Origin of the sequence: Lentzea xerophila (assembly GCF_051094245.1) — a bacterium.
GTDB lineage: Bacteria > Actinomycetota > Actinomycetes > Mycobacteriales > Pseudonocardiaceae > Lentzea > Lentzea xerophila.
Map to the genome: position 1 here is coordinate 6,453,508 of NZ_CP194934.1, position 20,200 is coordinate 6,473,707.

Here is a 20,200-nt window from a genome sequence, read left to right on the forward strand (position 1 = left end):
CAAAGTTGCGGTGAGTGAAGCTCCGACCGGTGGATCGTCGCGTGGATCACACCGCTCCACAACTTCGACACTGTGACACGAAAGGGTGGCTGACGTGGATATTCGTCTCAATACAGTCCAGAGTGGAGGTACCGGTGGGGACCGGGGAGAGGGAAGCGCCCGCCACGCTCCGTGGCGGGCGCTTCCACATTTCCAGGGCCGCTAAGGCCTCGCGGCGCTCAGTCCGCGGCCGTCGAGGTAGGTCTGGATCCGGTCGGGTGACAACGCCGGCGCGGCACCGCCCTGGCCGTCCTTCGGCACGTCCGGCCGCGCGTCACCGGCGCACTCGGAGCTGCTGCCCGGCAGTGCCCCGTCGATCAGGTACCGGTTGACCTTCTTGTCGACGCACGCGTTGCCGCCGTTGTAGAGGCCGTGCTTGCCCTCGTCGACGACGGTGATCAGGTTGTGCCCGAGCCGCTTCGCCATCGCCGGGCCGCTCGCGTACTGGGTCTGCGTGTCGCCCTCGGACTGCACGACGACGCCGACCGGGTAGCCGTTGCGGCCGATCTTGACCGGCGGCTCCGGCGGGGTGAACGAGCGGAACGTGCACGTCATCGGCGCCGCCCTGACGATGCCGTAGCCGTACGGGTAGCGGTCGCGGAACGTGCGCATGTCCTCGAAGTACAGGTGCAGGTCGGTCGGCCAGTCCGACTCGCAGGTGACCGTGTCGAACACGCCCGACCGCAGCTCCTGCAGCCCGGTCTTCGCGAGCAGCTGGCCTGCCTTGGCGCCCGCCGCGTTCGCCGGCTGCTCCCCCGACCGCAGGTTGATCACGACCGCCGCCAGGTCCGACCACAGCGGGCGGTAGCGGGAACCCACGCCCATCGCACCGTCGAAGGCGGTGCGGTCGTGCTCACCGATCGGCGTGGCGTGCACCTTGGCGGCGACCTTCTCGACCTCGGCCAGCACCTCGTCGCGTGACTTGCCGAGCGCGAACTTCTCGTTGCGCTCCCCCACCCACGTCGCCCACGCCTCGACGCCGCGCCGGTACGCGACGGCCTGCTGGCGGAACTGCTCGTGCCAGATCCACTCCGGGTGCACGGCCGAGTCCAGCACGCTGCGGTCGAGCCGGTGCGGGAACAACGTCCCGTACACCGCGCCCAGGTAGGTGCCGTAGGAGTACCCCAGGTAGTTGATCTTCGCCTCGGCCAGGACCGCCCGCACGACGTCCATGTCCCTGGCGGTGTTCGCGGTGCTGACGAACTGCCGGATCCCGCCGGCCGACTGCTGGCAGGCCTCCTCGGCAGCACGCGCCTCGGCCGCCCACTTGGCGAACTCCTCGTCCGGGGGCCGGGACTCGGGCGTGGCGATCGCGGGCGTGGTGCGGCAGTTCAGCGCCGTCGAACCGCCGACGCCGCGCGGGTCGATGCCGATCAGGTCGTAGACCTGCCCGAGCTCGGACTTCGCGAGGAACAGCGGCAGGCCGAGCCCGGAACCGCCGGGTCCACCCGGATTGGTGAACAGCACGCCACGCCTGCGGTCGGGCGCCGCCGCCTTCTTACGGCTGATCGTCAGGTTGATCCGGTCGCCCGCCGGAGCGGTGTAGTCGAGCGGCGCGACGATCGTGGCGCACTCCAGCTGGTTCAGCTTCCCGGTGCACGGTGCCCAGGTGACGGGCTGGGCGTAGTACTCGGCGAGTGGGTCGGGAGGATCCGCCGACGCGGTCACACCCGTGGCCGTGAGCGCGACCACGCCCGCGGCGAAAGCCAGGAACTTACGCAAGACGAAAACCTCCGCGCCGGAACGAACTGAGCTCTGGTACCCGAAGGTATGGCCGTTCTCACGGCTTCATGGGTTGTGTCACCCGTCCCGGTGATGTCACCTCCGGAGCCTTAGGCTGCGGGTATGACCAGCAGCAAGGCACCGAAGGCGAAGGAGGAGCACCCGCCTGCCCTTTCCTCCCGCACGATGCGCAAGATCGAACGCGCGTCGGGTTCGCTCGCCACGGCGAGCGTGGCGGAGATGGAGCGGCGGCTGCCCTGGTTCGCCCGGATGCCCGCGGACCAGCGGGCGAGCGTGCTGTTGCTGATCCAGAACGGCGTGGCGGGCTTCGTCGAGTGGCTGCACGACCGGCAGCAGGCGATCCGGCTCACCGCGGACGCGTTCCGCAGCGCCCCCAAGGACATCTCCCGCTGGGTCAGCCTGCGCCAGACCGTCGAGCTGGTCCGGATAGCGCTGGAGCTGTTCGAGGAGCGGATGCCGGCGATGGCGGCGGACGAGGCCGAGCGCGCGCTGCTGATGGAGGGCGTCCTGCGGTACGGACGGGAGATCGCCTTCTCCGCCGCGACCTCCTACGCGGCCGCCGCCGAGGCGCGCGGTGCGTGGGACGCGCGGCTGGAAGCCCTGGTCGTGGACGGCGTCGTGCGTGGCGACCCCGAGGAGTCGCTCCTGAGCAGGGCGGCCGCGCTGGGCTGGGACCCGGCGCTCGAGGCGACGGTGCTGGTCGGCAACCCCGGCGGGGAGGACCCGCCCGCGATCATCTACTCGGTGCGCAGCAAGGCCGCCCGCGCGGGACGGCCGGTGCTGCTGTCGGTGCAGGGCTCGCGGCTGGTCGTCGTGCTCGGCGGGCCGACCGAGACCGGCGAGGACGTGCTGGGCCGCATCGCCGAGGGCTTCGGCGAGGGTCCGGTCGTCGCGGGCCCCACGATGCCGAGCCTGGCGGAGGCGCACCGCAGTGCGAGCGACGCGCTGAGCGGGCTGCGCGCGGTGGTGGGCTGGCCGGCCGCGCCGAGGCCCGTGCGGTCGCTCGACCTGCTGCCGGAACGGGCGCTGGCGGGCGACCCGGAGGCCGAGTGGCAGCTCGTCGACAGGGTCGCCCGGCCGCTGGAGGACGCCGGCGGCGCGCTGCTGGAGACGGTGGACGCGTTCCTGGAGGTCGGGGGCGTGCTGGAGACGTGTGCGAAAAGACTGTTCGTGCACCCGAACACGGTCAGATATCGCCTTCGGCGCGTTCAGGAAATGACGGGAAGAAATGCACATGACGCTCGAGACGCGCTTGTGCTTCGCGTCGCATTGTCTGTAGGACGCCTAGCGCGCTCCCGGGGCCTGTGGTAGTGAACGGCCTGTGACGGACTTCGCACACATCCGTTAGGGTGAGGGCCAAACGAACCTGCACCGCGCTGAGCTGGGCTTATGTCGCGGAGCGTTGACCTGGGCGACACTTTTGTAGGGTCTCTACAAATACGGTCGCCGTACTTCGTTCTTCACGACATGGGGTACCGGTGGGTTCACCAGCTTTAGTAATCGGCGTGATCGCACTCCTCGCGCCCGGACAAGGGTCCCAGACGCCCGGCATGCTCGCCCCCTGGCTCGAACTGGAGGGGGCCGAGAAGCAGGTGCGCGCGTGGTCGGAGATCACGGGCCTCGACCTCGTGCGGCTCGGCACCACCGCGGAGGCCGACGAGATCGTCGACACCGCGATCACCCAGCCGCTCGTCGTGGCCCTCGCGCTGCTCGCGTTCGACGAGCTGCGCCGCCGCATCGAGCTGCCCTCCGCCGTGATCGTCGGCGGTCACTCGGTCGGCGAGCTCGCCGCCGCGTCCGTCGCGGGGGTCATCAGCGCCGACGACGCCGTCGCGCTCGCCGCCGTGCGCGGTCGCGCGATGGCCGAGGCGTGCGCGCTGGAGCCGACCGGCATGGCCGCGGTGCTCGGCGGCGACGAGCCGGAGGTGCTCGCGCGCCTGGAAGAGCTCGGCCTCGTGCCCGCGAACCGCAACGGTGCCGGCCAGATCGTCGCGGCCGGTCCGCACTCCGCGCTCGACGAGCTCGCGGCGACCCCGCCGGGCACGGCGAAGGTTCGCAAGCTTTCCGTCGCGGGCGCGTTCCACACCAAGTACATGGCGCCCGCGGAAGACGCTGTGCGCGCACGTGCCGCCGAAGTCACCGCGCACGACCCGGTGCTGCCGCTGGTGTCCAACAAGGACGGTCAGGTCGTCACCGAGGGCGCCGAGGTGCTGCGGCGCCTGGTCTCCCAGGTCACGAGCCCGGTCCGCTGGGACGTCTGCCAGGCCACCCTCGTCGGCAAGGGCGTCACCGGCTCCGTCGAACTGCCGCCCGCCGGCGTGCTCACCGGTCTCGCCAAGCGTGCGATGAAGGGCACCGCCACCCTCGCCCTGAAGACCCCCGACCAGCTGGACAAGGTCGCGGAGCTCTTCGACACCGTTGGAGCCACGCAGTAATGACCTCTTCAGGGACGACCGCTGTGCCTTTTCAAGCCCCGCGCGCATCCGCGGGTAGCCGCGTCATCGGCCTCGGCAGCTACCAGCCCGAGACGGTGGTGAGCAACCACGACCTCGCCGCTCGCATGGACACCTCCGACGAGTGGATCCGCGAGCGCGTCGGCATCGCCAACCGGCGCGTCGCGGCCAAGGACGAGGGCGTCGTCGACATGTCCGTCATCGCGGGCACCAAGGCGATCGAGGACGCGGGCCTGACGCCGGCCGACATCGGCGGCGTGATCGTGGCGACGTGCACCATGCCGTCGACCATCCCGAACGCCGCCGCCCAGGTCGCCACGAAGATCGGCATCAAGGCCGCCGCCGCGTTCGACCTCAACGCCGCGTGCGCGGGCTTCTGCTACGCCGTCGCCACCGCCGCGGACATCGTCCGCGCGGGCACGGTGCGCAACGTCCTCGTCGTCGGCGCCGAGAAGCTCACCGACTGGACCCACCAGGACGACCGCTCGACCGCGATCATCTTCGCGGACGGCGCGGGTGCCGTCGTCGTGGGCGCCAGCGAGGAGAACCACATCGGCCCCGTCGCGTGGGGCTCGGACGGCGAGCTGTCCGAGGTCATCAGGATCGACGACCGCGACTCGTTCATCCACCAGGAAGGCCAGACGGTCTTCCGCTGGGCGACGACCCAGATCGCACCGGTAGCGATCCGCGCCGCCGAACTCGCGGGCATCGAGCTGTCCGAAGTGGACGCCTTCGTCCCGCACCAGGCCAACCTCAGGATCATCGAGGCCATCGCCAAGCGCCTGCGCAACAATGGTGCGCGCGAGGACCTGAAGGTCGCTCGAGACATCGTCGAATCCGGCAACACCTCCTCGGCCTCGGTCCCCATGGCGCTGGACCACATGAGGTCGGCGGGCGAGATCTCCTCCGGAGACGTGGTGCTGATGGTCGGTTTCGGCGCGGGCCTGTCCTACGCGGGACAGGTGGTCCGGTGCCCGTGAGTACCACCCCGAGTTTTTCCACCGTGTCAATCGAAAGGGAACTTCAGTGAGCAACAACGACGTCCTGCCCGGTCTTGCCGAGATCGTCGAAGAGGTCGCCGGTGTCGCTGCCGCCGACGTCACCGCCGAGAAGTCCTTCGTGGACGACCTCGACATCGACTCGCTGTCCATGGTCGAGATCGCCGTCCAGGCCGAGGACAAGTTCGGCGTGAAGATCCCGGACGACGAGCTGGCCAACCTCAAGACCGTTGGTGACGCGGTGAACTACATCACCAGCAACCAGTGACGTCGGGCATCGAGGTCGTCATCACCGGGCTGGGTGCCACCACCCCGCTCGGCGGTGATGTCATGTCCACCTGGGACGCGCTGCTGGCCGGCAAGAGCGGGGTCGCTCCGATGACCCACGACTGGGTCGAGAAGTACGACCTGCCGGTCAAGATCGCGTCTGAGCTCGTGGTGGACCCGACCGAGGTGCTCCCCCGAGTCGAGGCACGCCGCCTGGACCGCTCCGAGCAGGTCGCCATCGTGGCGTCCCGCCAGGCGTGGTCCGACGCGGGCCACAACGACGACACCGTCGACCGCCAGCGCCTCGCCGTGATCATCGGCACCGGCATCGGCGGCGCGATCACCCTCCTGACCCAGGACGACCTCCTGGAGCAGCAGGGCCTGCGCAAGGTGTCGCCGCTGACCGTCCCGATGCTGATGCCGAACGGCCCGGCCGCCCACGTCGGCCTGGAGCTCAAGGCCCAGGCGGGCGTGCACGCCCCGGTCTCCGCCTGCGCGTCGGGCGCCGAGGCCATCGCGTGGGCCTACCGCATGATCATGGCCGGCGAAGCCGACGTGGTCGTGGCGGGCGGCGCGGAAGCGTGCATCACGGCGATCCCGGTGGCGGGCTTCTCGCAGGCCCGCACCATGAGCACCCGCAACGACGAGCCGGAGAAGGCCTCGCGCCCGTTCGACACGGGCCGCGACGGCTTCGTCCTGGGCGAAGGCGCGGGCGTCATGGTCCTGGAACGCCGCGAGTTCGCCGAAGCCAGGGGCGCCAAGATCTACGGCCGCCTCGCGGGCATCGGCACCTCGGCCGACGGCTACCACATCACCGCCCCCGACCCCGAGGGCGTCGGTCAGTCGCGTGCCATCGCCGCGTCCCTGCGGTCCGGCGGCATCGACCCGTCCGACGTCGGCCACGTGAACTGCCACGCCACCTCCACCCCGGTGGGCGACGTCGCGGAGACCGTGGCGATCCGCAAGGCGATCGGCGACCACCCGGTCCTGACCGCCCCGAAGGGCGCCCTGGGCCACCTGCTGGGCGCGGCGGGAGCGGTCGAGGCCATCGTGACCGTGTTGTCCATCCGCGACGGCATCGTTCCCCAGACCCTCAACCTGGAGAACCTCGACCCGGCCGTCACGCTGGACGTGGTGGCGGGCGAACCCCGCAAGATCAAGCTCGACGCCGCGGTGAACGACTCGTTCGGGTTCGGCGGCCACAACGTGGCCCTGGCCTTCACCCCGGCCTAGCACACCGCTTCACCCACGAGGCCCGGTCCGCAATGCGGACCGGGCCTCGTGCGCGCCCCAGGCGCGAGACAAGGTCGGTGAGGGGAGCTGCCCTCATCGACCTCACCGCAAGCCTCAGCACTTCTCCATCTGCGGGCTCCGGTTCTCCGGAGCCTCGTCCACCTTGAGCTCCCCGCGCTCCCACACCAGCACGTAGACCACCCGCCACCGGATGCAGGGCTCGGGCAGGGCGGGCGGGGCCTTGGCGACGTCCTGAGTGGACACGAACGAGATCAGGACCCGCAACCGCCGCGCGACCACGTCGGACTCGACCCGCTGCACGACCATCCCGCCGTCGCGGGTGCTCTCGTAGGCGGCGAGCCACCCGGCCTCCGTGGTCACGGACACCCGCCGAGCCGACACCACCGAACGCCAGGCCGTGAAGTCCCGTGCGTTGATCGAGTCGAAGTAGGTCTGCAGCACCCGCTGCACCGACGTCCGATCGGGATGGGTGAACGAGTCCGGGCTCAGCCGGACCTCCGGCGATCCCGGCAGAGGCCCCGCGACCGACGAGGACGGAACGGCCGGCGACCCCTTCGCCTCGGCCGGACGCGAGTACACGGTCCGCCCCACCATCCCGGCCGCCACCGCCGCACCGGTGATCACCACCACGGCCGGCACCAGCCAGCGGCTCGCCACGCTCCCCACGCCTGCAGCCTAGTCGCACGACACGCCGGACAGCAGAGGACCGCTCACAAAACGCCTGTCGCGTTACATCAAAACACAATATTCACTCGAAAGACTACATTAAACATCAATTTGGCAAGTTGCATGTAGCGAGACAACGTTTGCTACATAAATTCCAGCGCAGCAATCTCATCCTCCGAATGAGTTCATTCAGAGGCATCCGTACCGCCGTTCGGCCGCACTAAACACGCATTGGCAGTCATTTGTGCCTTCACTCGAAGAGAGCAGGGAACACAGTGCGTGCACGTCTGTTATCACCACCCAACTATACGTCTGAGCCGGGTTGGAATACCGCAGCTCAGCAACTCGCGCTATCGAGAACGATCCGGTGCCGTTTAGCGACACCGCGCCATATGGTCGCCGGTACGCCCGTCAGCAAACCTTGCAACCGGGTGATGCGGACCCAAACCTCATCACCTGAAGTGACATACGCACCGGTAACCACTGGTCTTTTGATCTCGAACGGCCGACCCATATGACTCGAACGGCGGATTGGCCATAGGCGCCGAATTGTGCGGGAATATGCGGCGTCAAAGAAAACGCAAAACAGCCGAGGAGGGAATTCGGTGGACCTCAGATACGAGGCGTTCTGCTTCGCGGATCGACGGTTCTACGATCTGCAGAGCAGCACCGAAAGTGCCCTCCCCGGTGACGACTTCTCACACGAGCTGCCGGCTCTGCCGACCGGATGGGTGCAGGCGGAACGCAACGTGTGGAGGCATTTACACCCCCAGGGGGTGCAACTGCCCAAGCAGGGGTGGAAGGTGCACGTCTCGGCGGGTCTCGACAACGCCGCGAAGGTCCTCAAGGCCACCTTCGACTACTGCACGCGGCGGCGCATCCCGTTCAAGTACCTGCAGACGGTCTCGATCGTGCTGGCCCGCAACTCGAAGTACGCGCCCCGTGAGGGCAGCGGCAAGCTGGTCACGATCTACCCGACGAGCACGGAGCAGCTGGAGAGCGTCCTCACCGAGCTCGCGGAGGTCCTCGAAGGCGAGCACGGGGCCTACATCCTGAGCGACCTGCGGTTCGGCAAAGGGCCGCTGTACGTGCGCTACGGCGGGTTCTCCGAGCAGTGGCTCGAGGTCGACGGGCAGCAGGTGCTCGCGATCGAGGGGCCGGACGGCGTGCTCGTGCCGGACAAGCGCAAGCCCGTGTTCAGCCTGCCCGAGTGGATCGAGCTGCCGGAGTTCCTCGCGCCGCACCTGGCCGAGCGCAACGCCGGTGACCCGGCGAAGTTCCCGTACCAGATCAAGAACCCGCTGCACTTCTCCAACGGTGGCGGCGTCTACCTGGCGACGCGCAGGAGCGACGGCAGGGAGGTCGTGCTCAAGGAGGCACGGCCCCACGCCGGCCTCGACCGCGAGGGCCGCGACGCCGTGGCACGGCTGGAGCGCGAGTACGAGATCCTCACCCGGCTCGCCGGCGTCGAGGGCGTGCCCGCGGTGTACGACCGCTTCACCGAGTGGGAGCACCTGTTCGTCGCCATGGAGTTCATGCCGGGGCGTTCGCTCGGGCAGTGGCTCGGCCACAACTACCCGTTGACGCACAAGGAAGTCACCGACGAGCAGCTCGCCGAGTACCGGCCCCGCGCGCTCGCGTTGATCGACAAGGTCGAGCGGCTGATGGCGCTGGTGCACGAACGCGGCGTCGTGTTCGGCGACCTGCACACGCTCAACATCCTCGTCGACGATGACGACGAGGTCTCGCTGATCGACTTCGAGCTGTCGTCCACGATCGACGACCTCCACCGGCCGACGCTCGGCGCGCCGGGGTTCCAGGCGCCGCAGGACCGCGACGGCTTCGAGATCGACGAGTACCCGCTGGCGGCGCTCAAGCTGTGGATCTTCCTTCCGCTCAACGCGGTGCTGGAGCTCTCCCCCGCGAAGCTCGGCCGGCACCTGCAGGTGATCAAGGAGCGCTTCGGCCTGACCGACGAGTACTGCCGGTCGATCGCGGACGTCCTCACGCCACGCGTGGACCCGCCGGCCGACCCCGCGTTCACCGCGTTCGACGACGCGGAACCGGACTGGACGGTGGTGCGCAAGGAGATCGCCACGGCGATCCTGCACAGCGCGTCGCCGCACCGGCAGGACAGGCTCTTCCCCGGCGACATCGAGCAGTTCGAGGTCGGCGGCGCGTGCTTCGGTTACGGCGCCGCGGGTGTGCTGCACGCGCTCGACGCCGCCGGCGAGGGCCGCTATCCCGAACACGAGGACTGGCTGATCGACTCGATCCGCCGGGACCCGCCCAAGCAGCCCGGTTTCTTCGTCGGCGCGCACGGAATCGCGCACGTCCTGGAGAACTTCGGGTACCACGACGTCGCGGCGGAGCTCGTCGAGAGCTACGCGGCGCTGATCCCCTCGACCCAGGACCACGGGCTGAGCGCCGGACTGTCCGGCATCGGGCTGAACCTGCTGCACTTCGCGGACGTCCGGCACGACGACGACTACGCCACCCAGGCCGAGCAGGTCGCGGAACGGCTCGCGAAGCAGCTCTCCGACGCCGGGTCGCCGGGCGGCAAGGCGAAGGCTGGTCTGCTGCACGGCTGGTCGGGTCCCGCCTTGTTCTTCCTGCGGATGTTCGAGCGCACCGCGCAACGGCGCTGGCTCGGGCTGTCCGAGCAGGCACTGGAACGCGACCTCGCCGAGACGATGGTGGCGCTGGACGGGTCGCTGCAGGTGCGGGACGGCACCTTCCGCTCGCTGCCGTACGTGGGCATCGGCGGTGCGGGCATCGCGCTCGCGCTCACCGAGTTCGCGGCGGTCGCGCCAGACCGGCCGTGCACCGGGAAGCTGCCCGGACTGCTCAGCGGGTGCACCGGCGAGTTCGTGATCCAGCCGGCGCTCACGCTCGGCAGGGCGGGACTGATGGCGACGCTCGCCCACGCGACCAGGCACGCGCCGGACGAGCGGCTCGAACGCTCCGTCCAGCAGCACCTCAGGGCGCTGGGCTGGCACGCCGTGCGCTACGGCGGCGGGCTCGCCTTCCCCGGCGTGCAGCTGCGCCGGATGTCCATGGACCTCAACACCGGCGGTGCGGGCGTGCTGCTCGCCATCGCCTCCACAGTGGACGAGAGTCCGCTCCTGCCCTTCCTGGGCAGGTCACAGACCCCGGCCTGCCAGGGCCGGTAGCAGGAAAACCCTTAAGAGATCCCTCGAAGAAGGAGATTGTCATGGGCTTCATCCTCGACATGCAGGACCTGGAGACCCCCGAGGCGCCGGCGAACGTGCTGGCCGGTGGCGGCTCCGGTGGCGGCGGCGGCGGCTCCACGACCGCGTCGAACGCGTCGCTGCTGCTCCCCTGCTCGCACAGCACCGTCAGCCTGCTGGCCTGCTGAGCTCGCCACACCTGATTCACCTCGGCCGGTGAGCGGCACAGGCGAAGTGCGCCGCTCACCCGCCGGCTTCGAGGGCTCGGCAGCCGGCCAGCTGCCGGGCCCTCGCTTTCATGATGGGCCCTCGTCACCCCCGGAGGAACAGCCCGATGCGCAAATCAGGTGATCGGCTGCTGCTCGCCACGGCGAAACGCGACTACCGCCCGTGGCTGATGCTCCTCAACGCCGCCGTCACCACCGCCGCGGGCCTGCTGCTCCCCACCGCTCTCGCCGGCGCCGTCGACATGGCGCTGGGCGGCACGTTCGTGCTGGCCACGATCCTGTGGCTGCTGCTGCTCGCGAGTATCGAGGTCGTCGGTGACGCCATCGGCATCGTGCTCGCCGCGAGCATCACCGCCCGCGCCACCGCGTGGTTGCGGCGCCGGCTGACCCAGCGGTTCCTCACGCTCGGCCATCCCTCCCCGTTCGCCGCGGGAGACGCGGTCAGCCGCGTGACGGGCGACTGCGGCAACGCCGGTGGCATCGCCGTCACGCTGATCGGGTTCGTGGTCACCGTCGTGTCCTCGGTCGGGTCGGTGATCGCCCTCGCGCTGCTGGACTGGCGGCTCGCGGCGGTGTTCGTGGTGAGCGTGCCGCTGGCCGGTCTGCTGATCCGCACCCACCTGCGCCTGACCGCCGACGACGTGCTGACCTACCAGGAGGTGTCCGGCGAGGTCTCGGCGCGGCTGCTCGACTCCGTGTCCGGCCTGCGCACGATCGCGTCCGCCGGTATCGCCGACCGGGAGACGGACCGCGTGCTGCAGCCACTCCCCCGGCTCGCCGCGGCCGGCGCCGGCATGTGGCGTACCCAGGCGAAGATGATGTGGCGGGCCGGACTCCTGCTGCCCGCCGTCGAGGTCGCGGTGCTCACCGCCGCCGGTTTCGGGGTGCTGCAGGGCAGGCTGAGCACCGGTGACGTGCTCGCCGCCCTCGGCTATGCCGCGCTGGGCATGGGAATCGTCGGCCAGATGACCCAGCTGACCGTGCTGGAACGGACCCGCGCGTCCGCCGGCCGGATCGCCGAGGTCCTCGACAGCCCGGTGCCGCGACGCCCCGCCGCCGGCTCCTCCACCGGGGACATCGAGCTGCGTGGCGTCAGTGTGGACGGCGCGTTGCACGACATCACGCTCACGATCCCGGCCGGCGCGTTCACCGCGATCGTCGGCGCCTCCGGTTCCGGCAAGTCGACGCTGGCCGGGGTGCTCGGCGGACTGTCCGTCGTGGACGCGGGCGAGGTGTCGCGGCGGGGCACCGTCGGCTACGCCTTCGAACGTCCCGCGCTGCTGGGAGCGACGATCGGCCGGTCGATCGGCTACGGAACCGGTGCCGACGAGGACCAGGTGCGCGACGCCGCCGTCGCGGCCCAGGTCCACGACGTGCTGATCCGCCTGCCGCAGGGCTACGAGACCCCGGTCGCCGACGCCCCGCTGTCCGGCGGCGAGGCACAACGGATCGGCCTGGCGCGCGCGATCGTCCGGGATCCCGAGGTGCTCGTGCTCGACGACGCCACCGCGAGTCTGGACACGGTGACCGAGGCCAAAGTGGACAAGGCACTGACCACGGCACTCCCCGGCAGGACGAGGGTGGTGGTGACACATCGCCCGGCCACCGCCGCGCGAGCGGACCTCGTGGTGTGGCTGGAGGACGGCCGGATCGCGGGCACCGGCACCCACGCGCAGCTGTGGGACGACGAGAACTACCGCGCCGTGTTCACCGGGGGCGAGTGATGCGCTTTTACCTCTCGACGCTGGCCGGGCACCGCAGGGGTGTCCTGATCCTGCTCGGCTGGTCCGCGCTCGAAGGCGTGCCCGCGTTCTTCGGCGGCAAGCTCGTCGGCACCGCCGTCGACCAGGGCTTCGCGGCGGGGAACCCGCTGGCCGGCGTCCTGTGGCTGCTCGCGTTCGCCACACTCGCGGTGGTCGGCGCGCTCGGTCAGCGACAGGTGTTCGCGCGGCTCGGCGGCGTCGTCGAACCGATGCGCGACGCCCTGGTCACGCGGGTCGTGCAGGGCGTGCTGAACGACCCGTCGCACCGCAGGACGCCGGACGCCAGCGCGGTCGCCATGATCACCCGGCACGTCGAGGTCGTCCGCGACGCCACCGCCGGTGTGCTGGTGCAGGCCCGTGCGCTTCTGGTCACGACGATCGCCGCGCTCGTCGGCCTCGCGACCACCGCCACCGCGCTGATCTGGCTGGTCGTGCTGCCGATCGTGGTCGCGCTGCTGCTCTTCGGGTTGTTGCTGCCTTCGCTGGCCAAACGGCAGCGTGACGCCGTGATGGCCGACGAACGCACGGCCGAGGCGTCCGGCGGAGTGCTGACCGGACTGCGTGACGTCGCGGCCTGCGCCGCGTCGGCCGAGGCCTACCAGGACGTCGCGAAGCAGATCGACGAGCAGGCCAGGGCCACGATCACGGTCGCGTGGGCGAACTCGCTGCGCGCCACGGTGATCGCGCTCGGCGGCTTCACCCCGGTCGTGCTGCTCGTGGCGTTCGCTCCGCCACTGGTCGCGTCGGGCCGGCTCACCACGGGTGCGGTCCTGGCGGCGGTCGTCTACCTGACCACCAGCGTGAACCCCGCGCTGCACGGCCTGGCCCGCACGACCAGCACCGTCGTGATGCGGCTGATGGTCTCCCTCAAACGACTTCAGGAAGCAGCACCGCGCACGACGAGGAAGACCGGTGAGGAGATCCCGTCCAACGGCGAGTTCGTGCTGCGTGACGTCACGTTCGGCTGGAGCCCGGACGCGGAGCCGGTGCTGCGCGGGCTGTCGCTCGACCTGCGTCCCGGCGACCACCTGGCCGTGGTCGGGCCGTCGGGCATCGGCAAGTCCACAATGGCCAGTCTGCTCACCGGCCTGATGCCACCCGGCCTCGGCAGCGTCCTGTTCGGCGGCGCTCCGGTCGATCGGGTGGCACCGGCGGTCAGGCACCATGCGATCGCCCTGATCCCGCAGGAGACCTACCTGTTCACGGGCACTGTGCGGGAAAATCTCTCACTGCTCGCACCGTGGGTGAATGACGAGGACCTGATCGCGGCGGCGAAAAAGGTTGGTGCCAAACCACTTCTGGACCGGCTCGGCGGCCTGGACGCGCTGCTCGGCCACGCCGGTGAAGGACTTTCCGCTGGTGAGGCACAGCTTCTGGCGCTCGCCCGGGTCTACGTCACGTCCGCCAGCGTCGTCATCCTCGACGAGGCGACCTCACACCTGGATCCCGCCGCGGAAGCGCGCGCCGAACGGGCTTTCGCGGGACGGGAAGGGATTCTCGTGGTGATCGCGCACCGGCTGAGCTCGGCGCTGCGGGCGAACCGCGTGCTGGTCATGGACGGCGGCAGGCCGTTGCTCGGCACGCACGAGCACCTGCTCAAAACCTCCGCGCTCTACGGGCAGCTCATGCTCGCCTGGGATCCCACCCACCGCGAGGAGACCCCGCTGCCCAACCGGTGAGCGGGGTCCACACAGGACCAAACGATCCGGTTGGCCCGCCCTGATCAGCCGGCCCTGGTGCAGCCGGCCCGGACTCAGCCGACACGGTGCAGCCAGGTGACCGGAGCGCCGTCGCCCGCGCGGCGGAACGGTTCCAGCGCGTCGTCCCACGCGGCGCCGAGCAGTTCGTCGACGCCGTGCGCGAAGGACTCGCCACCACGGGCTCTGCCGGCGAGCGCGCGCAGCTGGTCCTCGTTCACGACGATGTCGCCGTTGGCCGAGGTGCGAGCGTGCCACAGTCCCAGGACGGGGGCGAAGCAGAAGCGCTCACCGTCCTGACCTGGGGATGGTTCCTCGGTCACCTCGAACCGGAGCATGGGCCACGCGCGCAGCGCAGCCACGAGTTTGGCGCCTGTCCCGGCGTCCCCGGTCCATGCGCATTCAGCGCGCAACTGGCCTGGTGCCGCGGGTTGCGCTGCCCACCTGAGGTCTACTCGTTCACCGAGGGTGCCCGAGATCGCCCACTCGACGTGCGGACAGACCGCAGACGGCGACGAGTGGACGTAAACCACGCCACTGGTGCTGCCACGGGTGCTCACTGCTGACCTCCGCTACTCGACGAGGGACGTCTTCCCCTACGCCTTTGCCGAGCGAGGTGATCACCGCGAAACCCGTTCACCGCATTCTGCCTTGACTTGAGCCATGTCCGCCATAAGAACCAGCTCGATCATCACCCGACCGGGGCAGATACAGGTCTTAAGTCCCGATCTCCCCGGCCGAGCGATGCGTGATCGTGATCTACAGAGCGTTTACCGCGGCGACCACGTCGACCAGACCCGTGCCCTTGTCGAACGACGAGGTGTAGGGCCCGGCCGGCTGGTAGCCGGTGCCGTACTTGTACGCCGTCGACTTGAGCGCCCGCTCGATGTCGGCCGGGGTCGCGGAAGGCTTGGCCTGGAACAGCTGTGCGACGATGCCGGCGATGTGCGGTGCCGCCATCGACGTGCCGCTGATCGTGTTGAACGTGCCGAGGTCGAGCAGTCCCGGCCCGTTCTGCGGGGCGAGCCCGGTCGCGCAGATCGGCAGGTAGAGCCGGCAGGACGACGTGATGTTCTCGCCGGGAGCCGAGATGTCCGGCCACGTCGCGGAGTTCGTCGCGAGGCCGCGCGAGGAGAAGTCCGACAGCGCGCCGTCCCGGGTGCCGGTCTCCTGGTCGTTGTAGGAGGCGACCGAGATCACGCCGGGGGTCGGGTCCGTGCCGGGAGGGTTGGACAGGTTCGCCGAGCCGTCGCCGCCGTCGTTGCCGTTCGCCCACACGACGACGACACCTTCGGCCACGAGCTGACGTTGCAGCTTGACCGTCACCGACTCGGGGTCGAACGCACCGCCGCCGGACGGCCCGTAGGAGTTGTTGATCACCTTGATCGGCGGGCAGGCCGACGCGGGCACACCGGCGCCGCACGGAGCCCGGTGGTTCTCCAGCACCCAGTTCAGCGCGGCGTCCGCGCCGAGGATCAGGATCGCCGCACCGGTGGAGATCACGACGCCCTTCGCGCCGGGCGCCGCGCCGCGGATCACCGGGCCGCCGGTGGTCTGCACGTCGCCGCCGATCGCGATACCGGTGACGTGGGTGCCGTGGCCGCCCAGCGACGTGGTGTCGGTGTCGACGAAGTTGGGCACCGGCACGATGCAGTTCGTCTGCGTCGAGCCGTCCAGGCACAGGCTCTTGAGGTTGCGGACGATCTTGCCGCCGGCGAACGACGGGTGCGTCGGGTCCACACCCGAGTCGATCACCGCGACCGACACGCCCGCACCGGTCAGCCCGAGGCTGTTGCGGGCGTCGAGGCCGCGGGTGGCGGTGTGCGAGGTCGAGCCGAGGAACCTGATCGACTGCTGGACCTCGACGCGCGTGACGCCCGCCGCGGCCCTGGCCGACGAGATCTGCGCGGAGTCACCCCGCGCGGCGACGACGCCGATCTTGCGGAAGCTCGTGAGCTTCCGCAGCCCGGCTGCCTCGACCGCCTGTTCGGCGGCGGCGATGTCGGTTCCGTGGACGTAGACCGTGGAGGCCGGTGCGGCCGTCGCGACAGGGGACGCGGCGGCCACCATCAGCACGGCGAGCAGAGCAGCGCGTTTGTACATGGACCCTCCGTGAACATTGGCAGGCATTCCCTCTAACGAGTGATCCACTTATCGGTGACGGGCATCACCCAATGTGTCGACCGACTGCGGTGAAACGACCCCGGACCGCTACGGTGTCCCCCCGTGCGGAAAGGTAGGGACTCGTGCGGCTGATCCGTCTGGGCGCTGAACCTTCGGCCATTGGGGCGGACGTCCGTGCCGCCCTCACCGCCTGCGGCGCGGGGACCGAAGTGCTGGGTGGCGTGGCGCTGGTCGGCGTGCAACCGCCGGACTGTCCCCTGCCGCTCGACGCGATCGTCGTGCTGCCCAAGGGCGTGCTGGTGATCGTCGGCGTCGACCTGCCCGACCCCGCCGTGAAGCTCGAGGCCCCGCTCGGCGGTCAGTGGAAGATCGACGGCTGGCCACTGGTCTCCTCCGACGGCGCCCCGAACCCGGCGACCGAGGCCGTGGCGGCGGCGACCGCGGTGGCGCAGCGGATCCAGAAGATGCGCGCGGAACCGCTTCCGGTCAGCACGGTCGTGGCGGTCGGCCCGTTCGTGGGCCAGGTCGTGCAGCCGACGGTCGACCTCAACCGCGGCGTGCGGGTGCTGCACCCCAAACCGTCCACTTTGCTCACCGCGGCCCGCGAGCTCGCGACGTCGACGGTGCCGTGCACGGCCGACCACGCGGTCAAGCTCCTCGCGATCCTGCAGACCACCGGCACACCGCCGGACGCGCGTACGTTGCTCTCCGAGGGGTTCAGCGACGCCGTCTCCGCGGATCTCGCGTCCGCCAGCACGATGCTGATCCCCAAGGTCACGGTGCGTACGGCGATCTCCCGCAAACGCTTGCCGGACGGCAAGCCGGGGAAGATGCCGTGGACGTTCCTCGCGGCGGTCGGGGTCGTCTCGCTGGTCCTGCTCGTGTGGCTGATGGTGCTGCTGTCCGGCGGCGACGAGAACGCGGCCGGGTCGGCGACGGAGCCCACGGCACCGCAGCCGACGACGGTGGTCGTGGACGGCACGGCGTTCGTGCCGAAGGAGATGCGCAAGGACCAGGAGTGCGAGGCGCAGGCGTTCGGTGACGTGAAGGCGTGGCTGGTCGCGAACGACTGCGGCGTGATGCTGCGCGCCACCTACGAGACGACGGTCGAGGGCAGGCAGGCGACCGTGCTGGTGGCGGACATGGACCTGCACGACGCGCCCAGCGCGAAGTCGTTGCATTCGGTCGTCGTGCTGCCGGGATCCGGCGGCGTGCACGGCCTGGACGGCAAACCGCTGGAGAACGCGGCGTTCGCGAACAGCACCAAGGGCAGCCACGTGACGCTGGCGTTCGCGGTGTGGTCGGGCGGCGCGGGCGACCCGGCACTGGACCCGATCGCCAAGCAGGCGTTGCGGCTGCCCGTGACCCGGTAGAGGGTGGAGGGCATGGTCGGACAACTTCGTTCAGTCGTGCTCGACTGCCCCAACCCCTCCGAACTGGCCTCGTTCTACGAGAAGCTGCTCGGCGCCGAACGCCTGGCCGGCGCCGACGACACGTGGGTGGTGATCGTCGCCTCCGGCACGCGCCTCGCGTTCCAGCTCGCGCCGGACTACCGGCCGCCCACGTTCCCCGATCCGCACGGCTCGCAGCAGTTCCACCTCGACGTGCTGGTGGAGGACATCGAGGAAGCCGAGCCGAAGGCGCTGGAGCTCGGCGCGCGGTTGGTGCGGAAGGACAACGACGACACGTTCCGGGTGTACGCGGACCCGGTGGGGCACACTTTCTGCCTCGTGTGGCTTTCCTGATCCAGGCCTAGTCTGGCGGGCATGGACTTCGACGTCATCGTCATCGGTGGTGGCCCCGTAGGCGAGAACGTGGCTTGGCGGACGGCCGCGGGAGGCCTGTCCACCGCCATGATCGAGAAGGAACTGGTCGGCGGCGAGTGCTCGTACTGGGCGTGCATGCCTTCCAAGGCACTGCTGCGGCCCGGTCACGCGCTCGCGGCCGCCCAGCGCGTTCAGGGTGTGAACGCGGGGTCGCTGGATCCGAAGGAAGTGCTCGCGCGACGTACGAGCTTCACGTCCGACTGGGACGATTCCGGCCAGGTGAAGTGGGCCGAGTCGGAGAACATCCACGTCATCCGCGGCGACGGCGAGGTGACCGGCGAACGCGAGGTCACGGTCGGCGGTGAGGTGCACCGCGCCCGGCAGGCCGTGGTGGTGTGCACCGGCAGCGTGCCGAAGATGCCGCCGCTGGACGGACTCGACGACACTCGCGTGTGGACTTCACGGGAGGCCACGTCGGCGCGCGAGGTGCCGGAGTCGCTGGTCGTGCTCGGCGGTGGTGTCGTCGGCGTCGAGATGGCGCAGGCGTGGGCGCGGCTCGGGTCGAAGGTGAAGCTGGTGGTGTCCGGCGACCGGCCGTTGCCGAGGATGGAGGAGTTCGTCGGGCCGCTGGTCGTCGAGGGCCTGGAGGCCGACGGTGTCGAGGTGCTGCTCAACGGGCGTGCGTCGGCGATCAAGCCGGGCGAGCTGACGTTGCAGGACGGCAGGGTCGTGCACGGCAAGGAGATCCTCGTCGCGACCGGGCGGGTGCCGGCGACCAAGGACGGCAAGCCGCTGAGCATCGACGACAGCGGGCTGGTGTCCGGTGTGGACGGACGATGGCTGTACGCGGCCGGTGACGTCACCGGAAGGGCGTTGCTCACGCACCAGGGCAAGTACCAGGCGCGGGCGGTCGGCACGGCGATCCTGGAGCGCTCGCGCGGGTTCGAGCCGAAGCAGTGGTCGGCCGGGCAGGCGTGGGCGGACCACGTGGCGGTGCCGCAGGTCGTGTTCACCGACCCCGAGGTCGCCTTCGTCGGGCACACCGCCGAGGAGGCGCGCAAGGCCGGCCGGGAGATCAAGGTCGTCGACCTCGACATCGCGGTCGCCGGGTCGTCGCTGCACGCGGACGGGTACCGCGGCAAGACGCGGATGGTCGTGGACGAGCGCACCCGGACGCTGGTCGGTGTCACGTTCGTCGGTCAGGACGTCGCCGAGTTGCTGCACTCCGCGACGGTCGCGATCGTCGGGGAGGTCACCGTGGACCGGTTGTGGCACGCGGTGCCCTCGTACCCGACGATCAGCGAGGTCTGGCTGCGGATGCTCGAGGCCTACGGGCTCTGAGGCGCCTCCAGCACTGTTCCCAGCATGCCGGTGAGCAGTTCGTTCGCCGTGCCGACCACGTACGCGCGGTCGTCCTCGTCGACCCGTTCGGCGAGCTTGAACAGCGCGTCCGCGGTCTGCACGGCGATCCGGAACGTCAGCATCACCGGCGCGTCGCCGTGCGCGCCGAACCGGTCGACGAACATCTTCGCCAGCCGTTCGGCCATCAGCTCATACTGGTCGACGCTCGAGTCGAGCCGGTGGCTGTCCAGCATGTCGCTGAACCGCACCCGCCCGAAGCCCGGCACGTCCACCAGCATCCGCAGGTACACCGCGATGGCCTGCTTCATGGCCTCACGCCACGTGTCCGCGATCAGATCGGCGGCGAACAGCTCCTCGACCTCGCGGAGATAGCTCTCCATACCGCGAAGCGCCAGCGCGTGCACAACAGATCGCTTGTCGGGGAAGTACTGATAGAAAGAACCGATGGGCACTCCGGCAACCTCGACGATGCGCGCCGTGGTGATGTCGTCGTAGTCGCATTCGTTCAGCAGGCTCGCACAAGCGTCCAGGATCGCGCCGACGGTAGCCGCGCCACGCTGTTGCACCGGTTGCCGGCGCATCACCCTGGCTAACCTGTCCTTTGCCGGATCTTCATGCACTCCGACATCTTTATCCATGGAAGTGCATAA

Annotated in this window: 17 protein-coding genes; 12 read left to right on the top strand and 5 right to left on the bottom strand. The window is 69.9% G+C overall.

Annotated features, from left to right (window positions below; genetic code table 11):
• Positions 1 to 201: 201 nt before the first annotated feature.
• Positions 202 to 1,761, bottom strand: coding sequence for an alpha/beta fold hydrolase (locus ACRSBM_RS30605; protein WP_434448606.1), 1,560 nt, complete (start codon positions 1,759 to 1,761; stop codon positions 202 to 204).
• A gap of 123 nt (positions 1,762 to 1,884) precedes the next feature.
• On the opposite strand from ACRSBM_RS30605, the gene ACRSBM_RS30610 reads away from it, so the two are divergent.
• The 5 genes from ACRSBM_RS30610 to ACRSBM_RS30630 all read left to right on the top strand — a co-directional run bounded on the left by ACRSBM_RS30610 (position 1,885) and on the right by ACRSBM_RS30630 (position 6,733).
• Positions 1,885 to 3,093 carry a PucR family transcriptional regulator gene (locus ACRSBM_RS30610; protein WP_434448607.1) on the top strand — a complete coding sequence of 403 codons (1,209 nt, stop codon included), beginning with the start codon at positions 1,885 to 1,887 and terminating at the stop codon, positions 3,091 to 3,093.
• 194 nt (positions 3,094 to 3,287) lie between these two features.
• A complete protein-coding gene (locus ACRSBM_RS30615; protein WP_434448609.1) occupies positions 3,288 to 4,217 on the top strand; it encodes an ACP S-malonyltransferase in 930 nt (309 codons plus the stop codon).
• Positions 4,218 to 4,240: 23 nt separating this feature from the next.
• Positions 4,241 to 5,215 (top strand): beta-ketoacyl-ACP synthase III, encoded by a 975-nt coding sequence (locus tag ACRSBM_RS30620; protein WP_434448612.1) that lies wholly within the window; start codon positions 4,241 to 4,243, stop codon positions 5,213 to 5,215.
• Positions 5,216 to 5,261: 46 nt separating this feature from the next.
• The gene (locus ACRSBM_RS30625) at positions 5,262 to 5,501 is read left to right on the top strand and encodes an acyl carrier protein (RefSeq protein ID WP_434448614.1); all 240 of its coding nucleotides are present in this window, start codon (positions 5,262 to 5,264) and stop codon (positions 5,499 to 5,501) included.
• On the top strand, positions 5,498 to 6,733 hold the full coding sequence (locus ACRSBM_RS30630) for a beta-ketoacyl-[acyl-carrier-protein] synthase family protein (protein ID WP_434448616.1): 1,236 nt from the start codon (positions 5,498 to 5,500) through the stop codon (positions 6,731 to 6,733). The genes ACRSBM_RS30625 and ACRSBM_RS30630 overlap by 4 nt, the downstream gene beginning before the upstream one ends.
• A gap of 114 nt (positions 6,734 to 6,847) precedes the next feature.
• Here the strand turns inward: ACRSBM_RS30630 and ACRSBM_RS30635 are convergent, their stop codons facing one another.
• Positions 6,848 to 7,420, bottom strand: coding sequence for a hypothetical protein (locus ACRSBM_RS30635; protein ID WP_434448618.1), 573 nt, complete (start codon positions 7,418 to 7,420; stop codon positions 6,848 to 6,850).
• Between the two features lie 605 nt (positions 7,421 to 8,025).
• On the opposite strand from ACRSBM_RS30635, the gene lanKC reads away from it, so the two are divergent.
• The 4 genes from lanKC to ACRSBM_RS30655 all read left to right on the top strand — a co-directional run bounded on the left by lanKC (position 8,026) and on the right by ACRSBM_RS30655 (position 14,280).
• Entirely contained in the window at positions 8,026 to 10,593 is a 2,568-nt protein-coding gene (lanKC, locus tag ACRSBM_RS30640; RefSeq protein WP_434448620.1) for a class III lanthionine synthetase LanKC, read from the top strand.
• Between the two features lie 41 nt (positions 10,594 to 10,634).
• Positions 10,635 to 10,799: a SapB/AmfS family lanthipeptide gene (locus tag ACRSBM_RS30645; protein ID WP_154697009.1), complete on the top strand. Its 165-nt coding sequence runs from the start codon at positions 10,635 to 10,637 to the stop codon at positions 10,797 to 10,799.
• Between the two features lie 146 nt (positions 10,800 to 10,945).
• Entirely contained in the window at positions 10,946 to 12,562 is a 1,617-nt protein-coding gene (locus tag ACRSBM_RS30650) for an ABC transporter ATP-binding protein (protein ID WP_434448622.1), read from the top strand.
• Positions 12,562 to 14,280 carry an ABC transporter ATP-binding protein gene (locus ACRSBM_RS30655; protein WP_434448624.1) on the top strand — a complete coding sequence of 573 codons (1,719 nt, stop codon included), beginning with the start codon at positions 12,562 to 12,564 and terminating at the stop codon, positions 14,278 to 14,280. Before ACRSBM_RS30650 ends, ACRSBM_RS30655 begins: the two co-directional genes overlap by 1 nt.
• A gap of 74 nt (positions 14,281 to 14,354) precedes the next feature.
• Here the strand turns inward: ACRSBM_RS30655 and ACRSBM_RS30660 are convergent, their stop codons facing one another.
• Together ACRSBM_RS30660 and ACRSBM_RS30665 are read right to left on the bottom strand one after the other, a co-directional pair.
• Entirely contained in the window at positions 14,355 to 14,858 is a 504-nt protein-coding gene (locus ACRSBM_RS30660; RefSeq protein ID WP_434448626.1) for a DUF3145 domain-containing protein, read from the bottom strand.
• Positions 14,859 to 15,057: 199 nt separating this feature from the next.
• Positions 15,058 to 16,401 carry a S8 family peptidase gene (locus ACRSBM_RS30665; protein ID WP_434448628.1) on the bottom strand — a complete coding sequence of 448 codons (1,344 nt, stop codon included), beginning with the start codon at positions 16,399 to 16,401 and terminating at the stop codon, positions 15,058 to 15,060.
• A gap of 143 nt (positions 16,402 to 16,544) precedes the next feature.
• Between ACRSBM_RS30665 and ACRSBM_RS30670 the strand changes: the two genes are divergently transcribed.
• Genes ACRSBM_RS30670 through ACRSBM_RS30680 form a run of 3 tightly spaced genes read left to right on the top strand, consistent with a single transcriptional unit; the run spans position 16,545 to position 19,529 of the window.
• On the top strand, positions 16,545 to 17,795 hold the full coding sequence (locus ACRSBM_RS30670) for a hypothetical protein (RefSeq protein ID WP_434448630.1): 1,251 nt from the start codon (positions 16,545 to 16,547) through the stop codon (positions 17,793 to 17,795).
• Between the two features lie 12 nt (positions 17,796 to 17,807).
• Positions 17,808 to 18,167: a VOC family protein gene (locus ACRSBM_RS30675; RefSeq protein ID WP_434448632.1), complete on the top strand. Its 360-nt coding sequence runs from the start codon at positions 17,808 to 17,810 to the stop codon at positions 18,165 to 18,167.
• Between the two features lie 21 nt (positions 18,168 to 18,188).
• The gene (locus ACRSBM_RS30680) at positions 18,189 to 19,529 is read left to right on the top strand and encodes a dihydrolipoyl dehydrogenase family protein (protein WP_434448634.1); all 1,341 of its coding nucleotides are present in this window, start codon (positions 18,189 to 18,191) and stop codon (positions 19,527 to 19,529) included.
• On the opposite strand, the gene ACRSBM_RS30685 is transcribed toward ACRSBM_RS30680, so the two are convergent.
• Positions 19,517 to 20,170, bottom strand: coding sequence for a TetR/AcrR family transcriptional regulator (locus tag ACRSBM_RS30685; RefSeq protein ID WP_434448636.1), 654 nt, complete (start codon positions 20,168 to 20,170; stop codon positions 19,517 to 19,519). The genes ACRSBM_RS30680 and ACRSBM_RS30685 overlap by 13 nt on opposite strands.
• Positions 20,171 to 20,200: the final 30 nt, after the last annotated feature.